This window comes from Bacillus sp. GW821-FHT11D08, from assembly GCF_058808515.1.
Map to the genome: position 1 here is coordinate 397312 of NZ_JBXARS010000001.1, position 23957 is coordinate 421268.

The following is a 23957-nucleotide window of genomic DNA, read 5'->3' on the forward strand; positions in this document are numbered from 1 at the left end:
TTATCTTCGGGTGCTGCTTTTTTCTATTTTCGGCACATGCTGAAACACTTCTTCACTCTCAAAAAATTCTATCAAACGGCTCAGCCAGTCATAATAATGGAGCCAATCCGTCAGTTCATCCAAAAGCTGACGGGCTTTTTCTTCAATATCGGGACTGAGATTTTCCGATTCCAGAAGCTCAGTCAGCTCGCGGTTCAGCTTTTTATAGAGCATTTTGTTTTTGCTGACCGCCTTTGTCCAATTTGCCGTAAACAGGGAGATAAACGTCTGGTAATAATCACGCTCCACGTCATAAAGGTCTTTCCGAACGCCTTTTTCAAACACTTTTTCAGCCAGATTGACATCGGTCATTTCGCGGACCACCTGGCTCATCCTCGTTTTGCTCATCCCGGTCGCCTCTGACAGCTCATTTAACGTCATCGGCTTGCGGTTCATATAAATAATACCGAGCACACGTCCCAGTGTGGCCGGCATTCCGAATGTATGCATATTCTCGGCGATTCTCTCAATGAGATGCTCTTCAGCATGCCCGATGATATCAAGAGCGTTTTTTTCCACGGCTGATCATCCCTTCACTGGCTTTTCATGCTGACAATATATCATATTTTTTACAGTTGATGAAAAAGATGATGCGGCAGGATATGCGAGCTATCAGGAGCGATTGTAAGAACATCCGCATTGTCAGCGGGATAACATGAAAAAATACGTATATTGTATATAATTTCAACACATTGTAAACTTTTTATTTTACAAATTTCATCTTATAATAAAGATTATACTTTTCAGAAAAATAACGGAACCCTTCGGAGGTGCACGGATTGCTGAGATTAGAAAATGTATCAAAAGTCTATAAAGGCGGAAAAAAAGCTGTCAACAGCATTGATTTAAATATCGAAAAAGGCGAATTTATTTGTTTTATCGGGCCGAGCGGCTGCGGAAAAACGACGACGATGAAAATGATTAACAGACTGATTGAGCCGTCATCCGGAAAGATTTTTATCGATGGCGAAAACATTATGGAGCAGGACCCGGTGGAGCTGAGACGGAAAATCGGCTACGTCATTCAGCAGATCGGACTTTTCCCTCATATGACCATTCAGCAGAACATTTCCCTCGTGCCGAAACTGCTGAAATGGCCGGAACAAAAGCGGAAGGAACGGGCGCGGGAGCTTTTGAAGCTCGTCGATATGGGCCCGGAATATTTAGACCGCTATCCTCACGAGCTGAGCGGGGGACAGCAGCAGAGAATCGGCGTGCTGCGCGCCCTTGCAGCGGAACCTCCCCTTATTCTCATGGATGAACCGTTCGGAGCGCTTGACCCGATTACGCGGGATTCCCTTCAGGAAGAATTCAAAAAACTGCAAAGAACATTGAATAAAACGATTGTGTTTGTAACACACGATATGGATGAAGCCATTAAGCTGGCTGACCGGATCGTCATTTTAAAAGCGGGAGAGATCGTTCAGGCCGGCACTCCTGATGACATCCTCCGGAATCCGGCTAATGAGTTTGTCGAAGAATTTATCGGCAAAGAACGGTTATTGCAATCAAGACCGGATATTGAACGCGTCGAGCAGATGATGAATAAAAAGCCTGTCACCGTTACGGCGGACAAAACGCTTTCGCAGGCGATACAGGTGATGCGGGAACACCGTGTCGATTCCCTGCTTGTCGTTGATGACCTGAATGTGCTGCAAGGATATGTTGATGTCGAAATCATTGATCAGAACCGGAAAAAAGCGAGCCTTGTCGGCGACGTGCTCCGCTCTGATCTGTATACAGTCGAGCAGGGGACACTGCTGCGCGATACCGTACGCAAAATTTTAAAGCGCGGAATGAAATATGTACCCGTCGTTGATGAACAAAGGCATTTAGTCGGAATTGTCACGAGAGCGAGCCTTGTCGACATCGTTTACGATTCAATCTGGGGTGAGGAAGACCAGCTGGTGACAGGCTGACAAGGGGAGGAACGCTTACAATGAATGAAATGATCAAGTTTTTGCAGACGAACGGCGGAGAACTGTTATATAAAACGTGGGAGCATTTATACATTTCGATCATCGCCGTCATATTAGGCATTGTCGTCGCCGTTCCGCTCGGAGTGGCGCTGACGAGAATGAAAAAGGGCGCAGGCGCCGTCATCGGCGCCGTCAACATTGTGCAGACCTTGCCGAGTCTCGCGATACTGGCGTTTTTTATCCCGCTGTTAGGCGTGGGAAAGGTGCCCGCGATCGTCGCGCTGTTTTTCTATTCGGTGCTGCCGATTCTCCGGAACACGTATACCGGCATTCAAGGCGTAAACAAAAATCTGCTGGAATCGGGAAAAGGCATCGGCATGACGGTCTGGGAGCAGATCAGGCTTGTGGAACTGCCGCTTGCGGTTCCGGTGATCATGGCGGGCATCCGCACATCCACCATTTATCTGATCGGCTGGGCGACGCTTGCTTCCTTTATCGGGGGCGGCGGGCTCGGAGACTATATTTTTATCGGCCTGAATCTCTATCAGCCTGAATATATTATCGGCGGCGCCGTGCCGGTCACCATTTTAGCCATTATCATTGATTATCTGCTGGCGGCGACGGAACGGAAGGTGACGCCGAAAGGGCTGAAAGGACTGAAGGAAGTATCATAAGGAGTTGGCTGTTTTGAAAAGAAACCAAAAGAGATGGATGTGCGCACTGGCGCTGTCAGCTGCTCTGCTTCTAGGCGGCTGTTCCCTTCCCGGCCTGAGCGGGGCTTCCGATGATACGATCAAAATCGGGGCGCAAAGCATGACGGAATCAGAAATTATCGCCAATATGCTCGCACAGATGATTGAGCACAATACAGACTTGAATACGGCATTAATTAAAAACCTCGGATCGAACTATGTCCAGCAGCAAGCGATGCTCGGCGGTGAAATCGATATCGCCGCGACGCGCTACTCGGGAACGGATTTAACGAGCACCCTCGGCATGGAAGCGGAAAAAGACCCGAAAAAAGCATTATCCATCGTACAGAAAGAATTTGAGAAACGCTTCCATTACAAATGGTTTGATTCATACGGATTTGAGAACACATACGCTTTTACCGTCACGAAAGAGCTTGCGGAAAAAGACCATTTAGACAAAGTGTCCGATATTAAGAAGCATGCGGATCAATTTAAGCTCGGTGTAGACAATGCGTGGCTGAAAAGAAAAGGTGACGGCTATAAGGGCTTTACCGACACGTACGGCTTTGAATTCGGCACAACCTATCCGATGCAGATCGGACTTGTATACGATGCCGTGAAAAACGGGAAAATGGACGCCGTCCTCGCTTATTCAACGGACGGACGGATTAAAGCGTACGATCTGAAAATTTTAAAAGACGACAAGCAGTTTTTCCCGCCGTATGACTGTTCGCCGGTCATTCCCGACAGCGTGCTGAAGCAGCATCCTGAACTGAAGGGCATTGTGAATAAACTGATCGGCAAAATCGATACGGAAACGATGCAGGAATTGAATTACGAGGTGGACGGCAAGCTGAAAGAACCGTCCGTCGTCGCTAAAGAATTTTTGGAGAAACATCATTATTTTGAATAAGAAATGAGGTGGGGCAAATGGAAGTGCTGCAGCAGCTCGGCACTTATTATTCTCAAAACGGCGCCTATGTGCTTCAGGAGTTTTACCGCCATTTTCTCATGTCGGTATACGGCGTTTTATTTGCGGCGATCGTCGGGGTTCCGCTCGGCATCTTCATTGCCAGGCACAGAACATTAAGCGGCTGGGTATTCGCGGTGACAAACGTGATTCAGACCGTGCCGGCGCTTGCGATGCTTGCGGTGCTGATGCTCGTCATGGGGCTCGGCGCCAATACGGTGATATTGTCGCTGTTTTTATATTCGCTTCTTCCGATCATCCGGAATACGTACACGGGCATCGCCAGCATTGAACACGCTTATCTTGAATCGGGAAAAGCGATGGGCATGACCAAATTTCAGGTGCTCCGCATGGTGGAGCTGCCGCTTGCGCTTTCCGTCATCATGGCGGGGCTGCGGACGGCGCTCGTCATCGCGATCGGCATTACGGCAATCGGTACGTTTGTCGGCGCGGGCGGACTCGGTGACATTATTGTCAGGGGCTCAAACGCCACGAACGGAACCGCGATTATTTTGGCCGGCGCCATTCCGACAGCGCTGATGGCCGTTATCGCAGATCTTGTGATGGCATGGCTGGAGCGGGCGCTGAGTCCGGTGAGAAAGAAAAAACGAACCAAAGCGCCGAATGCGGCATGAAAAAAACGCCTTGCGGGTCAGGGCGTTTTTTTCTTATGGCTTCGGAACATGCTTGAAAATTTCTTCGCTTTCAAAAAACTCGATCAGACGGCTGATCCAATTGTAGTAATCTAGCCAATCCTTTAATTCTTTCAGCAGTTCGTTGATTTTTTCCTCAGCTTCTTCCGGCACGCCGTTTTCAAGGACGGCTGTCAGTTCGCGGTTCAGCTTTTTATGCATCATTTTATTTTTGCTGACGACCTTGCTCCATGTGGCCGTAAACAGCGTAATAAAGGTTTGGTAATAATCCTGCTCGACGTCGTATAAATCTTTGCGGACGCCTTTTTCAAACACTTTTTCCGCCAGATTGACGTCAAGCATTTCACGGACCGCCTGACTCATTCTCGTCTTGCTCATGCCGGTCGCTTCTGATAATTCAGTTAAGGTCATCGGCTTGCGGTTCATATAAATAATGCCTAAAATGCGCCCCACCGTCGCGGGCATTCCGAATGTATGCATATTTTCAGCGATTCGTTCTATCAAATGATCTTCAGCTTGTTCGATTACGTGTAACGGATCTTTCTCCAACAGTTTCAATCCTTTCAGTCAGCAATTCCGATGTCAATATACCACATTTTTAAACCGGCGGAAATGCTCTTCCGAGAGAATTTGGCAGTAATCCGGAGCAATAAGAAGAACTTTGCCGGTCAATACGGGTTAATCAGTGCTTACACAACCTTTATATATAATATGGACAAATTGTAAACTTTTTAATTTACAAAGTTTAATTTATAATGGAAAACGTTCAATTGTCTGAAAAGTTAAATTTGAATTTAACGAATTGAATAAACTTAATCGTGGAGGTGTGAGTGTTTGCTGACATTAGAAAATGTCTCGAAAATGTATAAAGGCGGGAAAAAAGCCGTCAACAGCATCAACCTGAATATCGCCAAAGGCGAATTTATTTGTTTTATCGGGCCGAGCGGCTGCGGCAAAACGACGACGATGAAAATGATCAACCGCTTAATTGAACCGACAGAAGGCAGAATCCTGATAGAGGGCCGAAACATTATGGAACAAGACCCGGTGGAACTCAGAAGAAGCATCGGCTATGTCATCCAGCAGATCGGGCTGTTTCCGCATATGACCATTCAGCAGAACATTACGCTCGTTCCGAAGCTTTTAAAGCATCCTGCCGAAAAACGGAAGGAACGGGCGCGGGAGCTTTTAAAGCTCGTTGATATGGGGCCTGAATATTTAGACCGTTACCCTCATGAACTGAGCGGAGGACAGCAGCAGCGAATAGGTGTATTACGGGCACTTGCCGCAGAGCCGCCGCTCATCTTAATGGATGAACCGTTCGGGGCACTTGACCCGATTACGAGAGATTCCCTTCAGGAAGAATTTAAAAAACTGCAAAAAACCTTACATAAAACCATCGTATTTGTTACCCATGATATGGACGAAGCCATCAAGCTTGCGGACAGAATCGTCATTCTGAAAGCGGGAGAAATCGTCCAGGCCGGAACGCCTGATGAGATTCTCAGATTTCCGGCGAATGAATTTGTTGAGGAGTTTATCGGCAAGGAACGGCTGATCCAATCATCCAGCCCTGATATTGAACGGGTGGAGCAGATCATGAATCCCGATCCCGTGACGGTAACACCTGAGAAAACACTGTCAGCCGCCATTCAGCTGATGCGTGCCGAGCGGGTGGATTCGCTGCTCGTCATTGATGAAAAGAACGTTCTCCAAGGTTATGTCGATGTGGAGATGATTGACCGCAATCGAAGACAAGCGGTAACCGTCGCGGAAGTGCTTGACCGGGATCTGTACACGGTCAGAAGCGGCACTCTGCTCCGCGACGCCGTCCATAAAATTTTAAAAAGAGGCATGAAATTTGTGCCGGTCCTTGATGAAGCCGGCCGGCTAACGGGAATCGTGACAAGGGCAAGCCTCGTTGACATCGTCTATGACTCCATCTGGGGAGAAGAGAATCAGCTCGCGGTGATGTTATGAGGAGGCTTCAATTGATATGAATCAGACCGTGCAATTTTTACAGGCAAATGGAGGAGAGATGCTTTATAAAACATGGGAGCATCTGTACATCTCATTAATCGCCGTCATGGCGGGCATTCTCGCCGCCGTTCCGCTCGGCGTCGTGCTGACGAGGATGAAAAGAGGAGCCGGCGCCGTCATCGGCATCGTCAACATCATTCAAACCTTGCCGAGCCTTGCCATTCTTGCGTTTTTTATTCCGCTTTTAGGCGTAGGAAAGGTCCCGGCCGTTGCGGCGCTGTTTTTCTATTCCATGCTGCCGATTCTCAGAAACACGTATACGGGGATTCTCGGCGTCAATCGGCATCTTCTGGAATCGGGAAAAGGAATCGGCATGACGGCATGGGAGCAGATCAGGCTTGTAGAGCTCCCGCTTGCCGCTCCGGTCATCATGGCGGGCATCAGGACGTCTTCGATTTATTTAATCGGCTGGGCGACGCTCGCCTCCTTTATCGGCGGAGGCGGGCTGGGAGATTACATTTTTATCGGCTTGAACCTTTATCAGCCGGAGTATATTATCGCAGGCGCCGTTCCGGTCACAGTGCTGGCGGCAGCCGTCGATTACATGCTGGGGATGACAGAACGGAAAGTCACGCCTGACGGGCTGAAAAGCATAAAGGACGCTTCATAAGGAGGAGGTCTCTCATGGGGAATAGATGCAAAAAACGGCTGCTCGCAATCGCCTGTATCGGCATGCTGCTCCTTGGCGGATGCTCGCTCCCGGGATTGAGCGCCGCATCGGAGGACACCATTAAAATCGGCGCGCAAAGCATGACCGAATCAGAAATCATCGCGAGCATGCTCGGACAGATGATCGAACATCACAGCGGGTTGAAAACATCCGTTATTAAAAATCTCGGCTCCAATGCCGTACAGCAGCAATCCTTGATAAACGGTGATATTGATATCGCCGCGACGCGCTATACAGGAGACGCGCTGACCGGGACGCTTCGCATGGAGCCGGAAAAAGACCCGGACAAAGCGCTGCGGCTCGTTCAGCGTGAATTTCAAAACAGATATGACATGAAATGGTTTGATTCTTACGGCTTTGATAATACATACGTCTTTACCGTTTCCGGACAGCTTGCCCGCAAGTACCATTTAGAATCGGTATCCGATGTCAAAAAAGAAGCGTCTCATCTGAAATTCGGCGTAGATAACTACTGGATGAAGCTGAGAGGCAACGGATATCAGGATTTTATGAACACATACGGAATGTCATTTGAAGGCACGTATCCGATGCAGATCGGCCTCGTTTACGACGCGCTGAAAAGCAGAAAGATGGATATCGCGCTCGCTTATTCTACCGACGGAAGAATCATCGCTTACGGACTGAAAACGCTGAAGGATGATAAGCGGTTCTTTCCTCCGTATGACTGTTCACCCGTCGTTCCGGATCAAGTATTAAAAGAGCATCCCGAACTGGAGGGCGTGATCCATAAAATGATCGGCGCGATTGATACAAAGATGATGCAGAAAATGAATTACGAAGTTGACGGCCGATTAAAAGAGCCGTCCGTCGTGGCCAAGGAATATTTAGAAAAACATCATTACTTTGAATAACGGAAAGGAGATGTGCGGATGGACACGATGAAGGAGCTGTTTACGTATTATGCTCAAAACGGCAGTTATGTTCTGTATGAGTGCTGGCGGCACTTTCTCATGTCGGCGTACGGCGTCGTTTTCGCCGCCGTTCTCGCCATTCCGGCCGGAATTGTGACAGCAAGGCACGGGCGTCTCGCCGGCTGGGTGTTTGCTGTGGCGAACGTGATTCAAACCGTTCCGGCGCTTGCGATGCTCGCCGTCCTGATGCTCGTCATGGGACTCGGCGCCAATACGGTCATCACGGCTTTGTTTTTGTATTCACTGCTGCCGATTCTCAGAAATACGCACACGGGCATTATCAATATCGAGCACGCTTATCTCGAGTCGGGAAAGGCGATGGGCATGACGAAATACCAAATCCTTCGTATGGTGGAGCTGCCGCTTGCGCTTTCCGTCATTATGGCGGGTCTCCGAACGGCGCTCGTCATTGCCATCGGCATCACGGCGATCGGCACCTTCGTCGGGGCGGGCGGCCTCGGCGATATGATCGTCAGAGGGTCGAACGCGACAAACGGAACCGCCATTATTTTGGCGGGCGCCATCCCGACCGCGCTGATGGCGGTAGCCGCAGACCTGCTGATGGCGTGGCTGGAACGAGCCCTCAGCCCGGTGAAAAAACAAAAAAGAAAGCTGATCGTACGCTCAGCCTCATGAAAAAAAGCATTCTTCCGCGTGAAGGATGCTTTTTTTTGATTTCTTGATTAAATTTTGATAACTGCGCTGTAAAGTCTTACTTATCAAATAACAAAGCAGAGGGGTAATCAAATGAGCAACATCATAGAAACGAGACAGCTGCAAAAATCATTCGGCAGACAACAGGCAGTGGCTGATGTGTCTCTATCGGTTAAGCGCAACAGTATATACGGCCTGCTCGGTCCGAACGGCGCCGGAAAATCAACGACTCTTAAAATATTGACCGGAATCTTGCAGCAAACATCCGGCGAGGTTCTGTTCGACGGACATACATGGAAGCGCGAAGATTTGAAAAGCATCGGTTCCCTGATTGAAGCGCCGCCGCTTTACAGCAACTTGACAGCCGCTGAAAATCTGAAAGTCCGCTGCGTGATGCTCGGACTGCCTGATTCAAGAATTGCGGAAGTGCTGGAAATCACGGGATTAACGGGAACCGGAAAAAAGCGCGCCGGACAATTTTCTATGGGAATGAAGCAGCGTCTCGGCATTGCGTTGGCATTATTAAACCGTCCGTCGCTCTTAATTCTTGATGAGCCGACAAACGGATTGGACCCGATGGGAATTCAGGATTTGCGGGAATTTATCCGCTCCCTGCCCGGACAGGGAATGACGGTTATTTTATCTAGCCACCTGTTATCAGAAGTCGAGCAGATCGCAGACCATATCGGAATTATCAGTGACGGCGTTTTAGGATATCAGGGAGAAATCAGCCGGGAAGACGATCTGGAGCGGCTGTTTCTGGAGGTTGTCAAATCAACACGGGAGAAAGCGGGGACTGGGAAATGATTCAGTACATGCAGGCGGAACATCTTACATCTAAAAGAACATTTATCAGAAAGCTGATCATTCTTATCCCGCTTCTGAACACGGCTTTTTCTTTTCTGCTGAATGCCGCCTATTTTATGACGGGCACGTTCAATTGGTGGGCGGTTATTTTCATGCCGCTCATGATTGCTCTAATGTGCGGTTTATCTGTTAAAAAAGAGAAAAAATCAGCGAATGACCGTGCGGTGTACTCACTGCCGGCTGACTTGAAGAGCATATGGTTCTCAAAAATAAGCTTGATCGCGCTGTATTCACTCCTGTCGCAAATCGTCTTTTTAGTCATCATGTTTTTTCTTGGCCTTGTGTTTCCGGCAATTGCTGCGGTTCAGCTGAAAGGTATTGAAGCAAGCTCCCTTCTGTGGCTGTCTACGCTTTGGGAAATTCCGTTCTGCTTATGGATTGCCAGACAGTTCGGGTTTACGGCAGTGATCCTCATGAATATGATCGCCGCCTTTGTTTTAGGCATTGTGCCGGCGTCAGGCTCATTGTGGTGGCTGAGTCCATGGAGCTGGTCAGTCCGGCTGATGTCACCGATTCTCGGGATCCATCCGAACGGAATTCCGCTTCCTGCAAACAGCGGCTTATTAAACGGAAACGTGATCATTCCGGCTATTATTCTTTCTATTCTTTCTTTTATCGCGGTAAGTTTTGTTTCCGCCGTGTCTTTTTCAAAAGGGGGAAACCGGTCATGACCGTGCTTTTACGATATATGTGGGCCGATGTATTAAAAATGAAGCGTACGCCGCTCATATGGATGCATGCTGCGGCGCCGGTTTTATGCGCGGGATTTTTCCTGTTGTATATGTATGGAAGGGTTCAGGAGCCTTATATGCTGTACAGTGTGTTTTTCAGCGCGATTGCCGTTTTATACCCTTTAATCATCAGTATTGTCTGCGGCATGTCTGCCTCGGTTGAGGAACAGGCGGGCCATTTTCAGATGATGCTGGCGGTCCCGCATTCTAAAATCATCAGTTTTGCGGGTAAGCTGCTTTTGCTGCTCCTATTGAATGTGTTATCGGCAGGTCTCGCCATCTGTCTTTATTTGGCGGGGATGAAATTTGTTCTTCACATCAATGATCTCCCGTATCTTCTCTTTTTAAAAGGAGGGGCGTGGCTGATTGCCGGCAGTATTCCGCTTTATATGATGTCTTTTTTTGTCGGCATAAAGTACGGCATGGGACCGTCCGGGCTTTTAGGGGGAGCGGGTTTATTAATGGCGGCGCTCATGAATACGGGACTTGGCGATACCATCTGGCGTTTTTTCCCGTGGGCATGGAGCGTACGGCTTTCAGGCCTTGCAGGACTGCTGCATTTTGACAAAGTCAAAAAAGAGTTCCTCCCTTATGTAAGATACGATATGAGATTCGGAGAAATAATGTTATATTTTTCTATAGTGATATTATGTCTGGCCGGCCTCTATTGGTGCAGAAGATGGGAAGGGCGGCGTTCATATGAATAAAGGCAAGGAGCGATTCGGCCGGTGGCAAACATTTTAGCAATTGATGATGAAAAAGATATTCTCGTTCTGATCAGAAACATTTTACAGCGTGATCAGCATACAGTAACGATTCTGGAAAAAGCGGAGGATCAGTCATTGGATTTTTTTCAAGGCTATGATTTGATTCTTCTTGATGTCATGATGCCCGGAACAGACGGGATTGAACTCTGCCGGCGGATTCGCCCGCTGGTGGACAGCCCGATCCTGTTTTTAACGGCAAAGTCTGACGAAGAATCCATTGTGAAAGGCCTCATGACAGGCGCTGATGATTACATCACAAAGCCGTTCGGCATACAGGAATTGATGGCAAGGGTAAACGCGCATGTCAGAAGGGAACGGCGGGAAAAGCATCAGACGAAACGGCTGATATCAGGCTTCATGTTTGATTTTGACAATAAAGAAGTATGGATTGATGACCGGAAACTTCCTCTTACGAAAAACGAATATAAAATCGTTGAATGTCTGGCACAGCATAAAAACAGAACATTCTCACGGGAGCAGATTTACGAGGAAGTGTACGGCTTGGACGGCGATGCGCTCTATTCAACCATTACGGAGTTTATCAGAACCATCCGGAAAAAATGTAAAGAACACGGGGCTGATCCGATCAAAACGGTGTGGGGTGTCGGATACAAATGGGAATAGCAAAAGGAAAATCCAGCATCCGCAAAGAGCTTGTCAAATTTACGATCACACTGTGTCTGAGCACGATGGGGGTGGCGGCATTATGTGTCGCCTTAAATGCCATTGCCATGAATGCCGGAGCGATCCTGCCCGCAAACTACAGCGAGCATGAGGCGGAACAGATCAAACCCCGCCTGAAATCAACGGAAAAGATAACCGAAGACATGATCCCCGCAGGTATGACATACGCTGTTTTTGATAAAAAAACAAAGCGGATGACAAAAGGAACGATGACGGAACAAGATGCGGCCAACGCCAGAAAAAAGATTCAGCATCAGCCGTATTTTAATTATGCTCAAAAAGGATTCATGGTGATAAATCGGAAAGATGAATATGGCGTTCTCCAATATTCACTTAGGTCGGAATTTCAGTCGCCGCTGTTAAGGCGCTATCTGCCGAATTATGAATGGACGGGTCTTACGATTCTGATCACTTTGCTTCTTTTGACCGTTTTTATCGTGACGACGCGTTTCGCCAATCAGCTGAGACGGCATTTCAGCACACTCAGCTCCATTACGGCAAGCATTCAAAAACAGAATTTAAATATCAATCCAAAAAGGTCGCGCATAAAGGAATTTGACGATGTCATTGACTCTCTGCTGAAAATGAAAGACGCGCTTCAGGCATCTCTGGCGGCGCAATGGGAGGCGGAGCGGATAAAGAAAGAACAAATCGGCGCGCTTGCGCATGATATTAAAATTCCGGCAACGATCATTAAAGGAAATGCCGAGCTGCTTCAGTTAACAGAGCCTGATGAGGAGCAGGCGGAATATGCGCAGTATATTCTGGATGCCGGAAACAAAATCGAGCATTATGTCGGACAGCTGATCCAGCTTTCTAAAGCGGAGGAGGCAGTTGCCGTTCATGTGGAATATACCGACCTCAAAGAGTGGATTCAAAACATATATCGTGACGCGGCGGCGCTTGCGGGGCCGAAACAGATTGATCTCGTCCTCAGCGAACGGGGAATTGACCGAATTGAAGCGCCGATCGATCATGAGCTGCTCCACAGGGCGGTCATGAATATCGCGGCAAATGCCGTCGACTATACGCCGGAAGGAGGGGAAATCCGTGTGGACGTCCTGTGCACCGATTCCGCCCTCCATCTCGCCGTATCCGACAGCGGAAGCGGGTTCTCGCCGGAAGCGCTGAAAAGAGCGACACAGCTTTTTTACACGGAGGATAAAAGCAGACATTCGGCGGGGCATCACGGCATGGGGCTTACATTCGCCCATCATGTCGTACATCTTCACCACGGCGAATTAATACTTGAAAATCAGGAGTCTGGAGGAGCCCGGGCGGAGATTCGAATTCCGCTGGAAGGCGTCAGACAAAAACAAGCCCTGCACGCCTGAGGGCTTGTTCTTCTGTTTAAGAAAAGCAAAAATAAAAACGGCTGTCCGTTTGAGAGATCAGCCGCTTATGCGGAAAAGAGTTTATCAGGAAGGATCAATCCATGTTGAAGACCACTTGGAAATTTCCTCTAAAATAGGGGCTAATGCGCAGCCTTTTTCCGTTAAAGAATACTCAATGCGGACAGGCGTTTCGGGGATAACATCCCGTTTGATGACACCTTCTGTTTCAAGTTCTTTCAGACGTTCTGACAAGACTCTTCCGCTTAAATTCGGAAGCGCCGCTTCAATTTCGCTAAATCGCTGCTGTCCGTTCAATAACTGAAAGACGATTAGAGCCACCCAGCGTTTACTTAGGATGTCGACCGCTTTTTCGAATCTGGGGCACATTTCTGATTGGTTCATGCTTTTTCACCTCGTCTTCTGCTATTATACCGCAAAATCGGAGGGAACGTACGTCTGGCGCTTGTTAAGTTGAGGAGAGGATCAAAAAGAGGATGAGGAATCCGGGGAGCGCTTTTTCGCTTCAGCCGCGATAAAATCAAAGTATTTGCTGACGCTTTCAATATCTTCTTTTGTGAAGTGCTGCCACTTTTTGCTGTCAAACAGCGGCAGATGCTCCGCGCCTCTGTCAACGGCGGTCTGATAGATGGCGCAGATGGATTGATAGCTTTCGGAGGTTTCGCGGATTTCTTCCTGAAATGCCTTGATGTGTCCGGCCCGCGCCATTAACTCCTCGTACGGAATCTTTAATGTGTCCGCCAATTTTCGGATGGTCGCGGGTTTAGGAATGCCGCGGTGCCCGTTTTCAATTCTGGAAATGGTCGCCGAGCTGACGCCGGAATAGACGGCAAGCTGATTGACGGTAAGCTTCCGGGCGCGGCGCAGCTCTCTTAATTGCTTTCCGAATGTGTTCAATAAGATCGCCTCACATGTGCAAAGTCATGAGTCTTCATTTGTTCTTTTTTTGGCTTCAGCCGATAAGAACGCAAAGTATTTATCAAGCAGAACCAAGTCTTCTTTCGACAGGTGCCGCCAGTTCTCCCGCTCCAACAGGGATAAATCATGCAGCTCAAACGTTTCGGCTTTTTCCAGCAAGGTGCAGCCCGTGTCGTACGGGGCTCTCGTTTCCTGAACGGTCTCTATGTATCCCGCCGTCTGCATCAGTTCCTCATACGGGATTTTTAACGCATCTGCGAGCTTTTTAATGGTTGCAGGTTTCGGCACCCCGCGTTTGCCGTTTTCAATCCGCGAGATTCCCGCGGCGCTGACGCCTGAATACGTTGCCAGCTGATTCACTGTCAGATGCCTTTTTTCCCGCAATGTCCGCAATTGTTTCCCGAAGCTTTCCACAGTCTTTCCCCCTCCCGCGGTCTATTTATATTCTAGTATGTTTATTGACTAAAGGGAATAGCCAGGCTGGAAAAGTATTGACAAAAGTTAACAAAAGCCGTATCTTATGTATAAGAAAGAAAGTATTTGACAGAACGGAAGGTGAAGAAAGTGGTCGAAAAGATACAGATCAGAAGAGATTATGTGCTGCAGTATATGGTCAATAATGACTACTCGTTAAACCAGCTCGCCCTGGAGATCGGAATATCTCCCGCCACACTGAGCCGTGTACTGAATGGAGAGCGGAGGCCGGGCCAGCTGGTCATCGGAAAAATGCTCTATTACTTTGACATGAAATTTGAAGATCTTTTTTACTACGACTTTGTTGACAAAAGTCAATGATGATGGAAGATTCAAACGCATTTCCGTTTTTCTGACATGATGTGCACCGATACGGCGTGACATGCCTTTGTTTTTCATGTAAAATAGAAGCAATGTAGGCCAGTCAGTCTGGAGGTGTATGGGATGCACACATTATTGATTACCTTATTGGTCATCGTCAGTATTGCACTTATTATTGTCGTATTGCTTCAAACCAGCAAAAGCGCCGGTTTATCGGGTGCAATTTCAGGCGGGGCGGAGCAGCTTTTCGGAAAACAGAAAGCAAGGGGCCTTGATCTGATTCTTCACCGCACAACCGTTGTGCTGGCAGTCTTGTTTTTCGTGTTGACGATTTCGCTGGCGTATATCGTATAAGGCAATGTTTGTATAAGGTCTGATTTAATATCAGGCCTTTTTCTTGTTGAGAGACGGCGTTTGTTTCTCGCAAAACTGTGGAAAACTAAATTGAATGTGCAAAAAAGGGGTTATGAGCATGAAAATTGTGACACCAAAACCATTTACATTTAAAGGCGGAGACAAAGCGGTGCTTCTGCTGCACGGATTTACGGGAAATACGGCAGACGTCAGAATGCTCGGCCGCTACTTGAATGAGCGCGGCTACACTTGTCACGCGCCTCAATATAAAGGGCACGGCGTTCCGCCGGAAGAACTGGTACATACGGGGCCTGAAGATTGGTGGAAAGACGTCATGGACGGTTATGAATATTTACGGTCTGAAGGCTATGAAAACATTGCGGCCTGCGGACTGTCGCTTGGCGGGGTTTTTTCATTGAAATTGGGTTACACTGTACCCATAAAGGGAATTGTTCCTATGTGTGCGCCGATGCACATTAAAAGTGAAGAGGTTATGTACGAAGGAGTTCTCTCCTACGCGCGCAATTATAAAAAATTCGAAGGAAAACAGCCGGAGCAGATTGAAAAGGAAATGAAGGAGTTTGAAAAAACACCGATGAATACGCTCAAATCGCTTCAGGAGCTGATTGCCGATGTGCGCAAAAACGTCGACATGATCTATTCCCCGACATTTGTGGTTCAGGCACGGCATGACCATATGATTAATACAGAAAGTGCGAACATCATTTACAACGAGGTGGAAACGGACGACAAACAGCTGAAATGGTATGAAGAATCAGGCCATGTCATTACGCTCGATAAAGAACGGGACCTCGTTCATCAGGATGTGTACGAATTTTTAGAGAAACTCGATTGGTAACAAACAGGAGGTCGAATAATGGAAAAAGAAGCGTTTATGGACCGTCTTCTCGCGTTTATGAAGGAAGAGGCGTACAAGCCCCTTACCGTTCAGGAACTTGAGGAGATGCTGAACATCACGGAAGCAGATGAATTTAAAGAGCTGGTAAAAGCGCTGGTGGCGCTCGAGGAGACGGGACAGATCGTCCGCACCAGAAGCAACCGCTACGGGCTTCCGGAAAAAATGAATTTAGTAAAAGGAAAAATTTCCGCGCATGCAAAGGGATTCGCGTTTCTATTGCCGGAGGATACCTCTTTAAGCGACGTGTTTATTCCGCCGAATGAGCTGAATACGGCCATGAACGGCGATATCGTCATGGTGCGGCTCAATTCCCAGTCAAGCGGATCGAGACAGGAAGGCACGGTCATCCGCATCCTGGAAAGAAGCATCGACCGCGTCGTGGGCACATACACAGAAACGAAAAGCTTCGGTTTTGTCATCCCGGATGATAAGAAAATCACGAGTGATATTTTTATTCCGAAACATGCCAATAACGGCGCTGCGGAAGGCCATAAAGTCGTCGTCAAACTGACAAGCTACCCTGAAGGCAGAATGAACGCCGAAGGAGAAATCGTTGAAATACTCGGCCATAAAAATGATCCGGGCATCGATATTTTATCAATTATCCATAAGCACGGCCTGCCGGGAGATTTTCCGGCTGAAGCGATGGAGCAGGCAACAAGCACGCCGGATACCATCGATGAAAAAGACATCAAAGACCGCCGTGATCTCCGCGATCAGGTCATTGTCACCATTGACGGCGCGGATGCGAAGGATCTGGATGACGCCGTCACCGTGACAAAGCTTGATAACGGCAGCTACAAGCTCGGCGTCCATATTGCCGACGTCAGCCATTACGTCACGGAGAATTCCCCGATTGACAAAGAAGCGCTGGAAAGAGGGACAAGCGTGTACTTGGTTGACCGGGTCATTCCGATGATTCCGCACAGACTGTCTAACGGAATCTGTTCTTTAAATCCGAAGGTCGACCGGCTGACGCTTTCCTGCGAAATGACAATCAACCAGCAGGGCCAGGTGACAGAGCACGAGATCTTCCAAAGCGTCATTAAAACGACGGAAAGAATGACCTATTCAGATGTCAACCGGATCCTCACAGAAGACGACGCCGAGCTGAAAGAAAGATATGAGCCGCTCGTCCCGATGTTTAAAGACATGGAACGTCTGGCGGAAATTCTCCGGGCGAAACGGATGGACCGCGGCGCCGTGGATTTTGATTTCAAAGAGGCGAAAGTGCTCGTCGATGAGGAAGGCGCCGTTAAAGACGTCGTCATCAGAGAGCGCTCAGTAGCGGAAAAGCTGATTGAAGAATTCATGCTTGTCGCAAACGAAACGGTGGCCGAGCACTTCCATTGGATGAACGTGCCGTTTATTTACCGGATTCACGAAGAGCCGAACGCCGAAAAACTGCAAAAGTTCTTGGAGTTCGTCACGACATTCGGTTATATCGTCAAAGGGAAAGCCGGAGACATTCATCCGCGCGCGCTGCAAAGCATTCTTGACGAAGTGCGGGACCGTCCGGAAGAAACGGTGATTTCAACCGTCATGCTCCGTTCCATGAAGCAGGCGAAATACGACCCGCAAAGCTTGGGCCATTTCGGGCTGGCGACTGAATTTTATACGCACTTCACATCGCCGATCCGCCGCTATCCTGACTTAATCGTTCACAGGCTGATCAGAACGTATTTGATCAACGGACAATCGGACGAAGCGACTCAAGAAAAGTGGGCCGAACGCCTTCCGGAAATCGCTGATCATACGTCAACGATGGAACGTCGCGCCGTTGATGCAGAGCGGGAAACGGACGATCTGAAAAAAGCGGAATATATGCTTGATAAAATCGGCGAGGAATTTGACGGCATGATCAGTTCCGTCACGAATTTCGGAATGTTTGTCGAGCTGCCGAATACGATTGAAGGTCTTGTGCACGTCAGCTTTATGACGGATGATTATTACCGTTTTGACGAGCAGCATTTCGCCATGATCGGCGAACGCACGGGCAACGTTTACCGGATCGGAGACGAAATCACGGTCAAAGTCGTCGACGTCAATAAAGATGAGAGAAACATCGACTTTGAAATTGTCGGCATGAAAGGCACCCGCCGTCCGAGAGAAACGACAGGCGACCGCAGAAAACGCGGCAGACCGGCGAGGAAACGCGTGTTAAACAGCAATACCCCGGCTTCACCGCCGAAATCGGAGGAAAAAGGGGAATGGTTTACAAAACCGAAGAAGAAAAAGAAAAAACGCGGTTTCCAAAACGCGCCGAAACAAAAACGCAAAAAGAAGAAGTAAATGCGAAAAGCAAATGGGGCAAAATGCTCTGTTTGCTTTCTTTCGCAAGCCGCATTTTCATTGTCGCGGAACGCTCCATTTGCTAAAATAAAGCGTATCGCACACATGAACGGTTTTTGCGGAGAGAGGAGGATAAGGCATGCCAAAAGGATCAGGCAAAGTATTATCACAAAACAAAAAAGCAAACCATGATTACTTTATAGAAGAAACCTATGAAACAGGCATCGTGCTGCAGGGGACGGAGATTAAGTCCATCCGCGCCGGCCGCGTAAACATGAAGGATTCCTTTGCGAAAATCGAGCGCGGCGAAGTGTTCCTCCACAACATGCACATCAGCCCGTACGAGCAGGGAAACCGCTATAACCACGACCCGCTCCGGACGAGAAAGCTTTTGATGCACAGGAAAGAAATCAATAAGCTGATCGGCCTGACGAAAGAGAAAGGTTATTCTCTCGTGCCGCTGAAGCTGTACTTGAAAAACGGCTTTGCCAAAGTGTTAATCGGCCTCGGAAAAGGGAAGAAAACATACGATAAACGCGAAGATTTAAAACGAAAAGACGCCAAAAGAGAAATCGAAAGAGCGTTCAGAGACAGACAAAAAGGCTTCTGATGCCTGAGCCTTGATGTGATAACTGCCGTATGCTATACTGTTCACACATCAGATTCACAGGCTGTTTATTGAAGACATTCCCAATTGAATTTGCCTGTGATCATGGTATAATAACAGTACAGCCAGTTGAGCAAGAGCTTGATAGATCTCCCGTATACCCTTAACAAGGGGACGTTACGGATTCGACAGGGATGGATCGAGCTTGAGCTGCGAGCCGAGAGGCGATCTCGTTAACACGCACCTAAATATAACTGGCAAAACTAAAAGTTTTAACCAAAACTTAGCACTAGCTGCCTAATAAACGCAGCGAGCTCTTCCTGACATTGCCTATGTGTCCGTGAAGAGCACATCCAAGTAGGCTACGCTTGCGTTCCCGTCTGAGAACGTAAGAAGAGACTGACAGACTAGCTCTCGGAAGGCCCGCCCGCAGGCACGAAGACGAGTGAAACACGAAATATGCAGGCTACGCTCGTAGACGCTTAAGTAATCGATGTTTCTGGACGTGGGTTCGACTCCCACCGTCTCCATACATAACAGAGGAACCGCAGTGCCGTCACTTGACCGCACTGCGGTTTTTTCATGCCGAAATAAAGGAGTCCATTTGAATGATAGTCGTCATCATAGACGGAAAAGATGTTACAAGCACAGAAGCTTTACACCGAATCTTAAAAGATCAATTAGATTTCCCGGACTTTTATGGTGAAAATCTGAATGCCTTATGGGATTGTCTGACAGGCTGGATCGAACTTCCGCTGACTTTGGTGTGGAAGAATTTTGACATCAGTCAGAAGGAATTGGGTTCGGATGCTGATGATGTCTTGGAGCTGTTTCAAGAGGCTCAAGAAGAGTTAGGGAATCGGTTTGTCATTCAAATCGATCAGCCGTCAGCTGGGACAACGGACAGGCACTAAAAAGTGCGTACTTCCCCTCATCCATTTTTCTATCCGATAATAGGGACGGAGGGTTTCAGGCTTTCGATTTCAGTCCATATATAAGAAGAGACTTGCGATAGGGAGGAATGGATGATGGATTTGCGGTTGAAAGGGAAGACGGCGCTTGTGACGGGATCTACGTCAGGCATCGGGAAGGCGATTGCGGCTTCGCTGATTGCAGAAGGTGCGGCCGTGATCATTAACGGCCGCCGTGAAGAAAAGGTGAACGAAACGATCCGGGAACTAGAGAAACAGACGCCGGATGCCCGTCTCTATCCGGCCGCATTTGATTTAGGCACGGCGGAAGGATGCGGGGCGATTTTTCAGCAGTATCCGGATGTGGATATTCTCGTCAACAATTTAGGAATCTTTGAACCTGCGGAATACTTTGATATTCCTGACGAAGAGTGGCTCCGGTTTTTCGAGGTGAATATCATGAGCGGCGTGAGGCTGACACGCCGGTATGCAAAGCGGATGATTGAACGGAAGGAAGGGCGGGTTATTTTTATCGCGAGTGAAGCGGCCGTCATGCCTTCTCAGGAAATGGCCCACTACAGCGCCACGAAAACGACGCAGCTGTCGTTGTCACGCAGTCTGGCCGAGCTCACGGAAGGGACGAATGTGACGGTGAATACGGTCATGCCGGGCTCCACGAAAACAGAGGGCGTCGAAACGATGCTTGAGTCGCTTTATCCCGGTGAAAACCTGACCGCGGCGGAGGCGGAGAGACGATTTATGAAGGAAAATCGTCCGACGTCGATCATTCAGCGATTGATCCGTCCGGAAGAAATCGCCCACTTTGTCGCCTTTTTAAGCAGCCCGCTGTCGTCTGCCATTAACGGATCTGCATTGCGGATCGACGGCGGCTTGGTGCGGAGCATTATATAAGATGAACGTACAAAAACCCCCGTAAAGCGGGGGTTTTTTTAATGTGGATCACGCTGAAACCGGCTGATGATCCTGCTGATTAAATCTTTTGTGGCGGAGTCAAAATGCTCTTCTTTTTGGTTTGTCAACAGCCCGACCGGCGGTGAAATTGTTAAGTTATGGATCGGAATGACCTTCGTGCCCTCGATCGGTTCTGAATGCGCCGTCGCCGTAAAGATTGAGACGCCGATATTTTCCCTGACATAGTATTGGTGAGCCATGCTGCTGGTCAGCTCCATTTTTCGATAGCGGCTGCCGATGGACCGCTGCAGGTGCTGTTCAATTTGAATCCGGATCGGGCAATTGGCGGGCGTAAAAATCAGGCATTCATTTTCTAAATCCTCGAGATTGACGCTTGCTTTGGCGGCAAGGGGATGTCTGTCTGACACGATGACATTGAGCGAGTCATGAAAAAACGGATCGAAATAATTCTCCAGAATCAGCTCCGGCTCGCCGCATACGGCAAAATCAATGGCGCCTTCCAGCAGTTTGCGGCTGCATGTATTGGCGTCATCCACGCTGACATTGACCGACATGTCCGGATAATCATTTAAGAAACCCCGCAGTACGGCAGGGAAGATCAGGCTTGCCGTCGGTTCGGATATGCCGATCTGAATAAGGCCGGCCTGCCCCTGTCTGATATCGGCCAGAGTATGGTCAAGCACCTCGTATTGCGCGAGAAGCTGCCCGGCCCGCTCATGAAACAGCCGCCCCGCCCTTGTCAGCTTCAGCTTCTTTCCCCGTTCAAACAGCTGCGCGCCTACATCCTGTTCCAGCTGTTTAATCCGCATTGAAATCGTCGGCTGTGAGTAGTTCAGAATTTCGGCGGCTTTATAAAAGCTGCCTGACTGTACGATCGTATGAAACGTTTTAATGGTGCGTAATTCCAACGAAATCCCCTCCCGGCTGTTCATTAATTTTCTTGAACCTTTCCTTTACTTTTTTTGATTAGTCAAATAAATCAGTTTGCTTTATAGTATAAACAATCAAAGCTTAGTAAACAAATTGGAATTATATATTTTTGCGGGGAGAGTGACCGGAATGAGTGAAGACATATTTCGATTGGCTGAGAAAAAGGATGCGCCGGAGTTTTTAGAGCTGCTGTACAGCGCGTTTCAGCCGATCCGCAATTTGGAGATTGACTGGCCGTCGGCGCGGGCCGACATCGATATGGTAACAGAAAATATTGAAAATCATTCAGCCGTCGTGCTCGAACGGGACGGACGGCTCCTTTCAACAATTACGATCCGTTTTCCGTGGGAGAGTGACACGCCTCCGTCAAAATATCCGTTCGTCTGGTGGTTTGCGACGCTTCCTGAGCTGAAGGGGCAGGGCATCGGCAGCAAACTTTTGACTTATGTGGAGGAACACGTGCTGCGGGATACGCTGAAGGCCCCGGCCATCACGCTCGGCACTTCGGCGCGCAAACATCCCTGGCTTGTAGATATGTACAGACGGAGGGGGTATGAAGTGTATTTTGAGCAGGAGAAAGACGGAGACATCGGAGTCATGATGAGAAAGGTGCTCATACCGGAGCGGTTTGACGCGTCGCTGTTAGGCACACCGAGCTGGGCGCAATGATAAAAAAACGGATCAGAAACGGCTGTCTGCTTCTGCTGCTCGGCGTGCTGGCCGGGTGCGGGCAAGGAGAAAGCACAAAAGCGGGGAGCGGCGTGCAGACCGTCATTGTCGGCACGGGAACTGATTTTCCGAACATTGCTTTTATGGATGAAAAAGGCGAGCTGACCGGCTATGACATTGAAGTGATGAAAGCCATTGATGAACAGCTGCCGCAATACAAATTTGTCTTTAAGACGATGGATTTTTCGAATCTGCTTACAAGTCTCGGAAACCGGAAAATTGACGTGATCGCGCACAATATGGCGAAAAATAAGGAACGGGAGAAACGCTTTTTGTATCACAAAATCCCGTATAACTACTCGCCGATGTACATCACGGTGAAGGCGGATAATGACGCGATACACACGCTCCGGGATTTAAAAGGGAAAACCGTCATCGTCGGCGCGACATCAAACGCGGCGGATTATATGACGGCATACAACAAAACCCACGGCAGCCCGATACATTTGAAATACGCCGGGCAGGGCAGCAATGATACAGCAAACCAAATAGAGACAGGACGCGCTGACGCCACCGTATCCACGCCGTTTGCCGTCGATTTTCAAAATAAGACGCACGCGTTCAAACAAAAAACGGTCGGTGATGTGCTGCTGGATACCGAGGTGTATTTTATCTTCAATAAAAACAGCCAAACCCTGGCGGACGATACGGATCGGGCGATTCAAAAGCTGGAGAAGGACGGCACATTGAAAAGACTGAGTGAAAAATGGCTCGGCGCGGATTATTCAAAATCAAGTTTCACGAAATAATTGAAGCAGAAAACGGGGCGATCACATGAAAATAAGATTGGCGGTCATGTCATTAACAATTGCCGCAACGGCGGCGTTATCAGCCTGCGGCGCGGGCGGGGAGGCGGCATCAGGCAATCAGAAAAACGTGAAGAACATCACGGTCGGCACGGGAACTCAATTTCCGAATATTTGCTTTATTGATGATAAAGGCAAATTGACGGGATACGACGTTGAGCTGGTGAAAGAGCTTGACAGGCGCCTGCCGGACTATCGTTTCACTTTTAAAACGATGGATTTCTCCAACCTGCTTGTCAGCCTCGGCCAGCATAAAGTCGATATCGTAGCCCATCAAATGGAGAAAAGCGCCGAACGGGAGAAAAAATTTCTGTTCAATCAAGTCGCGTATAACAACTTCCCGCTGAAAATCACGGTGCTTCAAGAAAACGGGAACATTCACGGCATTGATGACTTGAAAGGAAAGCGGGTCATTACAAGTCCGACGTCAAACGGCGCGCTTGTGCTGAAAAAATGGAATGAAAAACACGGCAGTCCGTTTGAAATCGCTTATGCGGGCCAAGGTTCAGACGATGCGGCCAATCAGCTGAAATCCGGCCGCGCCGATGCGACGATTTCTACGCCGTTTGCCGTCGATTTCCAAAACAAAACGAGCGCGATCAAAGAAAAAACGGTCGGCGGGGTGCTGTCAAATGCCAAAGTGTTCTTTATGTTTAACAAAAATGAACAAGCGCTGAGCGATGACATTGATAAAGCCCTCAAGGAAATCATTGATGACGGCACGCTTAAAAAGCTGAGTGAAAAGTGGCTCGGCGCGGATTATTCAAAGGAGCAATATTAAGTGAAAAAGAGA

29 protein-coding genes and 1 other RNA gene are annotated in these 23957 nt (G+C 48.5%); 24 read left to right on the plus strand and 6 right to left on the minus strand.

The annotated features are described in order from the left end of the window. Complete coding sequence (locus AC1RRX_RS02005) at positions 1–558, minus strand: GbsR/MarR family transcriptional regulator (protein WP_007409974.1); 558 nt, start codon at positions 556–558, stop codon at positions 1–3. Positions 559–818: 260 nt separating this feature from the next. Here AC1RRX_RS02005 and opuCA point away from each other — a divergent pair, with 260 nt between their 5' ends. The 4 genes from opuCA to opuCD are packed head-to-tail and all read left to right on the plus strand — an operon-like array spanning position 819 to position 4255. Then, positions 819–1958 carry an osmoprotectant ABC transporter ATP-binding protein OpuCA gene (gene opuCA / locus AC1RRX_RS02010; RefSeq protein WP_003151651.1) on the plus strand — a complete coding sequence of 380 codons (1140 nt, stop codon included), beginning with the start codon at positions 819–821 and terminating at the stop codon, positions 1956–1958. 20 nt (positions 1959–1978) lie between these two features. Continuing rightward, positions 1979–2632, plus strand: a complete 654-nt coding sequence (locus AC1RRX_RS02015; RefSeq protein WP_003151654.1) for an ABC transporter permease — start codon at positions 1979–1981, stop codon at positions 2630–2632. 37 nt (positions 2633–2669) lie between these two features. Continuing rightward, positions 2670–3563 (plus strand): osmoprotectant ABC transporter substrate-binding lipoprotein OpuCC, encoded by an 894-nt coding sequence (gene opuCC / locus AC1RRX_RS02020; RefSeq protein ID WP_088005516.1) that lies wholly within the window; start codon positions 2670–2672, stop codon positions 3561–3563. Positions 3564–3580: 17 nt separating this feature from the next. Then, positions 3581–4255, plus strand: coding sequence for a glycine betaine/carnitine/choline/choline sulfate ABC transporter permease OpuCD (gene opuCD, locus AC1RRX_RS02025; RefSeq protein ID WP_012118473.1), 675 nt, complete (start codon positions 3581–3583; stop codon positions 4253–4255). Between the two features lie 33 nt (positions 4256–4288). Here opuCD and AC1RRX_RS02030 read toward each other — a convergent pair whose 3' ends face one another. Further along, positions 4289–4822 (minus strand): GbsR/MarR family transcriptional regulator, encoded by a 534-nt coding sequence (locus AC1RRX_RS02030; protein ID WP_003151660.1) that lies wholly within the window; start codon positions 4820–4822, stop codon positions 4289–4291. A gap of 285 nt (positions 4823–5107) precedes the next feature. On the opposite strand from AC1RRX_RS02030, the gene AC1RRX_RS02035 reads away from it, so the two are divergent. The 9 genes from AC1RRX_RS02035 to AC1RRX_RS02075 all read left to right on the plus strand — a co-directional run bounded on the left by AC1RRX_RS02035 (position 5108) and on the right by AC1RRX_RS02075 (position 12952). Continuing rightward, positions 5108–6253, plus strand: a complete 1146-nt coding sequence (locus AC1RRX_RS02035) for a betaine/proline/choline family ABC transporter ATP-binding protein (RefSeq protein ID WP_144463898.1) — start codon at positions 5108–5110, stop codon at positions 6251–6253. Positions 6254–6269: 16 nt separating this feature from the next. Next, the gene (locus AC1RRX_RS02040; RefSeq protein WP_061047073.1) at positions 6270–6923 is read left to right on the plus strand and encodes an ABC transporter permease; all 654 of its coding nucleotides are present in this window, start codon (positions 6270–6272) and stop codon (positions 6921–6923) included. A 14-nt stretch (positions 6924–6937) separates the two neighbouring features. Continuing rightward, positions 6938–7855, plus strand: coding sequence for an osmoprotectant ABC transporter substrate-binding protein (locus AC1RRX_RS02045; protein ID WP_144463899.1), 918 nt, complete (start codon positions 6938–6940; stop codon positions 7853–7855). An 18-nt stretch (positions 7856–7873) separates the two neighbouring features. Further along, positions 7874–8551 (plus strand): ABC transporter permease, encoded by a 678-nt coding sequence (locus AC1RRX_RS02050; protein WP_015240601.1) that lies wholly within the window; start codon positions 7874–7876, stop codon positions 8549–8551. 111 nt (positions 8552–8662) lie between these two features. Next, positions 8663–9376: a lantibiotic protection ABC transporter ATP-binding protein gene (locus AC1RRX_RS02055; RefSeq protein WP_007409980.1), complete on the plus strand. Its 714-nt coding sequence runs from the start codon at positions 8663–8665 to the stop codon at positions 9374–9376. Beyond that, positions 9373–10107 carry a lantibiotic immunity ABC transporter MutE/EpiE family permease subunit gene (locus AC1RRX_RS02060; protein WP_015240599.1) on the plus strand — a complete coding sequence of 245 codons (735 nt, stop codon included), beginning with the start codon at positions 9373–9375 and terminating at the stop codon, positions 10105–10107. The genes AC1RRX_RS02055 and AC1RRX_RS02060 overlap by 4 nt, the downstream gene beginning before the upstream one ends. Then, entirely contained in the window at positions 10104–10874 is a 771-nt protein-coding gene (locus AC1RRX_RS02065; protein ID WP_020956353.1) for a lantibiotic immunity ABC transporter MutG family permease subunit, read from the plus strand. The genes AC1RRX_RS02060 and AC1RRX_RS02065 overlap by 4 nt, the downstream gene beginning before the upstream one ends. 21 nt (positions 10875–10895) lie before the next feature. Continuing rightward, entirely contained in the window at positions 10896–11558 is a 663-nt protein-coding gene (locus AC1RRX_RS02070; RefSeq protein ID WP_039253817.1) for a response regulator transcription factor, read from the plus strand. After that, positions 11549–12952: a sensor histidine kinase gene (locus AC1RRX_RS02075; RefSeq protein ID WP_039253819.1), complete on the plus strand. Its 1404-nt coding sequence runs from the start codon at positions 11549–11551 to the stop codon at positions 12950–12952. The genes AC1RRX_RS02070 and AC1RRX_RS02075 overlap by 10 nt, the downstream gene beginning before the upstream one ends. An 84-nt stretch (positions 12953–13036) precedes the next feature. On the opposite strand, the gene catR is transcribed toward AC1RRX_RS02075, so the two are convergent. The 3 genes from catR to rghR all read right to left on the minus strand — a co-directional run bounded on the left by catR (position 13037) and on the right by rghR (position 14302). Continuing rightward, positions 13037–13354, minus strand: coding sequence for a catDE operon transcriptional regulator CatR (gene catR, locus AC1RRX_RS02080; protein WP_003151672.1), 318 nt, complete (start codon positions 13352–13354; stop codon positions 13037–13039). 81 nt (positions 13355–13435) lie between these two features. Further along, positions 13436–13867, minus strand: a complete 432-nt coding sequence (locus AC1RRX_RS02085; protein WP_003151674.1) for a helix-turn-helix domain-containing protein — start codon at positions 13865–13867, stop codon at positions 13436–13438. A 24-nt stretch (positions 13868–13891) separates the two neighbouring features. Then, complete coding sequence (gene rghR / locus AC1RRX_RS02090; RefSeq protein ID WP_039253821.1) at positions 13892–14302, minus strand: transcriptional repressor RghR; 411 nt, start codon at positions 14300–14302, stop codon at positions 13892–13894. Positions 14303–14497: 195 nt separating this feature from the next. On the opposite strand from rghR, the gene AC1RRX_RS02095 reads away from it, so the two are divergent. The 8 genes from AC1RRX_RS02095 to AC1RRX_RS02130 all read left to right on the plus strand — a co-directional run bounded on the left by AC1RRX_RS02095 (position 14498) and on the right by AC1RRX_RS02130 (position 20678). Continuing rightward, on the plus strand, positions 14498–14683 hold the full coding sequence (locus AC1RRX_RS02095) for a helix-turn-helix domain-containing protein (RefSeq protein WP_087920807.1): 186 nt from the start codon (positions 14498–14500) through the stop codon (positions 14681–14683). Positions 14684–14806: 123 nt separating this feature from the next. Next, on the plus strand, positions 14807–15037 hold the full coding sequence (secG, locus tag AC1RRX_RS02100) for a preprotein translocase subunit SecG (protein ID WP_003151681.1): 231 nt from the start codon (positions 14807–14809) through the stop codon (positions 15035–15037). A gap of 118 nt (positions 15038–15155) precedes the next feature. Next, positions 15156–15896 carry an alpha/beta hydrolase gene (locus AC1RRX_RS02105; protein ID WP_007409986.1) on the plus strand — a complete coding sequence of 247 codons (741 nt, stop codon included), beginning with the start codon at positions 15156–15158 and terminating at the stop codon, positions 15894–15896. Positions 15897–15914: 18 nt separating this feature from the next. Beyond that, positions 15915–18248 (plus strand): ribonuclease R, encoded by a 2334-nt coding sequence (gene rnr, locus AC1RRX_RS02110; protein ID WP_012118465.1) that lies wholly within the window; start codon positions 15915–15917, stop codon positions 18246–18248. Positions 18249–18387: 139 nt separating this feature from the next. After that, positions 18388–18858, plus strand: coding sequence for an SsrA-binding protein (gene smpB, locus AC1RRX_RS02115; RefSeq protein ID WP_003151688.1), 471 nt, complete (start codon positions 18388–18390; stop codon positions 18856–18858). Between the two features lie 167 nt (positions 18859–19025). Further along, positions 19026–19388, plus strand: a transfer-messenger RNA (tmRNA) gene (gene ssrA / locus AC1RRX_RS02120). A gap of 75 nt (positions 19389–19463) precedes the next feature. Further along, positions 19464–19769: a barstar family protein gene (locus AC1RRX_RS02125; protein WP_144463900.1), complete on the plus strand. Its 306-nt coding sequence runs from the start codon at positions 19464–19466 to the stop codon at positions 19767–19769. Between the two features lie 114 nt (positions 19770–19883). Continuing rightward, complete coding sequence (locus tag AC1RRX_RS02130; protein WP_085342326.1) at positions 19884–20678, plus strand: SDR family NAD(P)-dependent oxidoreductase; 795 nt, start codon at positions 19884–19886, stop codon at positions 20676–20678. Positions 20679–20716: 38 nt separating this feature from the next. On the opposite strand, the gene AC1RRX_RS02135 is transcribed toward AC1RRX_RS02130, so the two are convergent. Continuing rightward, entirely contained in the window at positions 20717–21607 is an 891-nt protein-coding gene (locus tag AC1RRX_RS02135; protein WP_032867938.1) for a LysR family transcriptional regulator, read from the minus strand. A gap of 151 nt (positions 21608–21758) precedes the next feature. On the opposite strand from AC1RRX_RS02135, the gene AC1RRX_RS02140 reads away from it, so the two are divergent. Genes AC1RRX_RS02140 through AC1RRX_RS02150 form a run of 3 tightly spaced genes read left to right on the plus strand, consistent with a single transcriptional unit; the run spans position 21759 to position 23945 of the window. Next, on the plus strand, positions 21759–22298 hold the full coding sequence (locus AC1RRX_RS02140) for a GNAT family N-acetyltransferase (protein ID WP_003151702.1): 540 nt from the start codon (positions 21759–21761) through the stop codon (positions 22296–22298). Then, positions 22295–23107, plus strand: coding sequence for an amino acid ABC transporter substrate-binding protein (locus AC1RRX_RS02145; protein WP_144463901.1), 813 nt, complete (start codon positions 22295–22297; stop codon positions 23105–23107). The genes AC1RRX_RS02140 and AC1RRX_RS02145 overlap by 4 nt, the downstream gene beginning before the upstream one ends. A gap of 25 nt (positions 23108–23132) precedes the next feature. Then, on the plus strand, positions 23133–23945 hold the full coding sequence (locus AC1RRX_RS02150) for an amino acid ABC transporter substrate-binding protein (protein WP_144463902.1): 813 nt from the start codon (positions 23133–23135) through the stop codon (positions 23943–23945). The last annotated feature ends 12 nt before the right edge of the window (positions 23946–23957 follow it).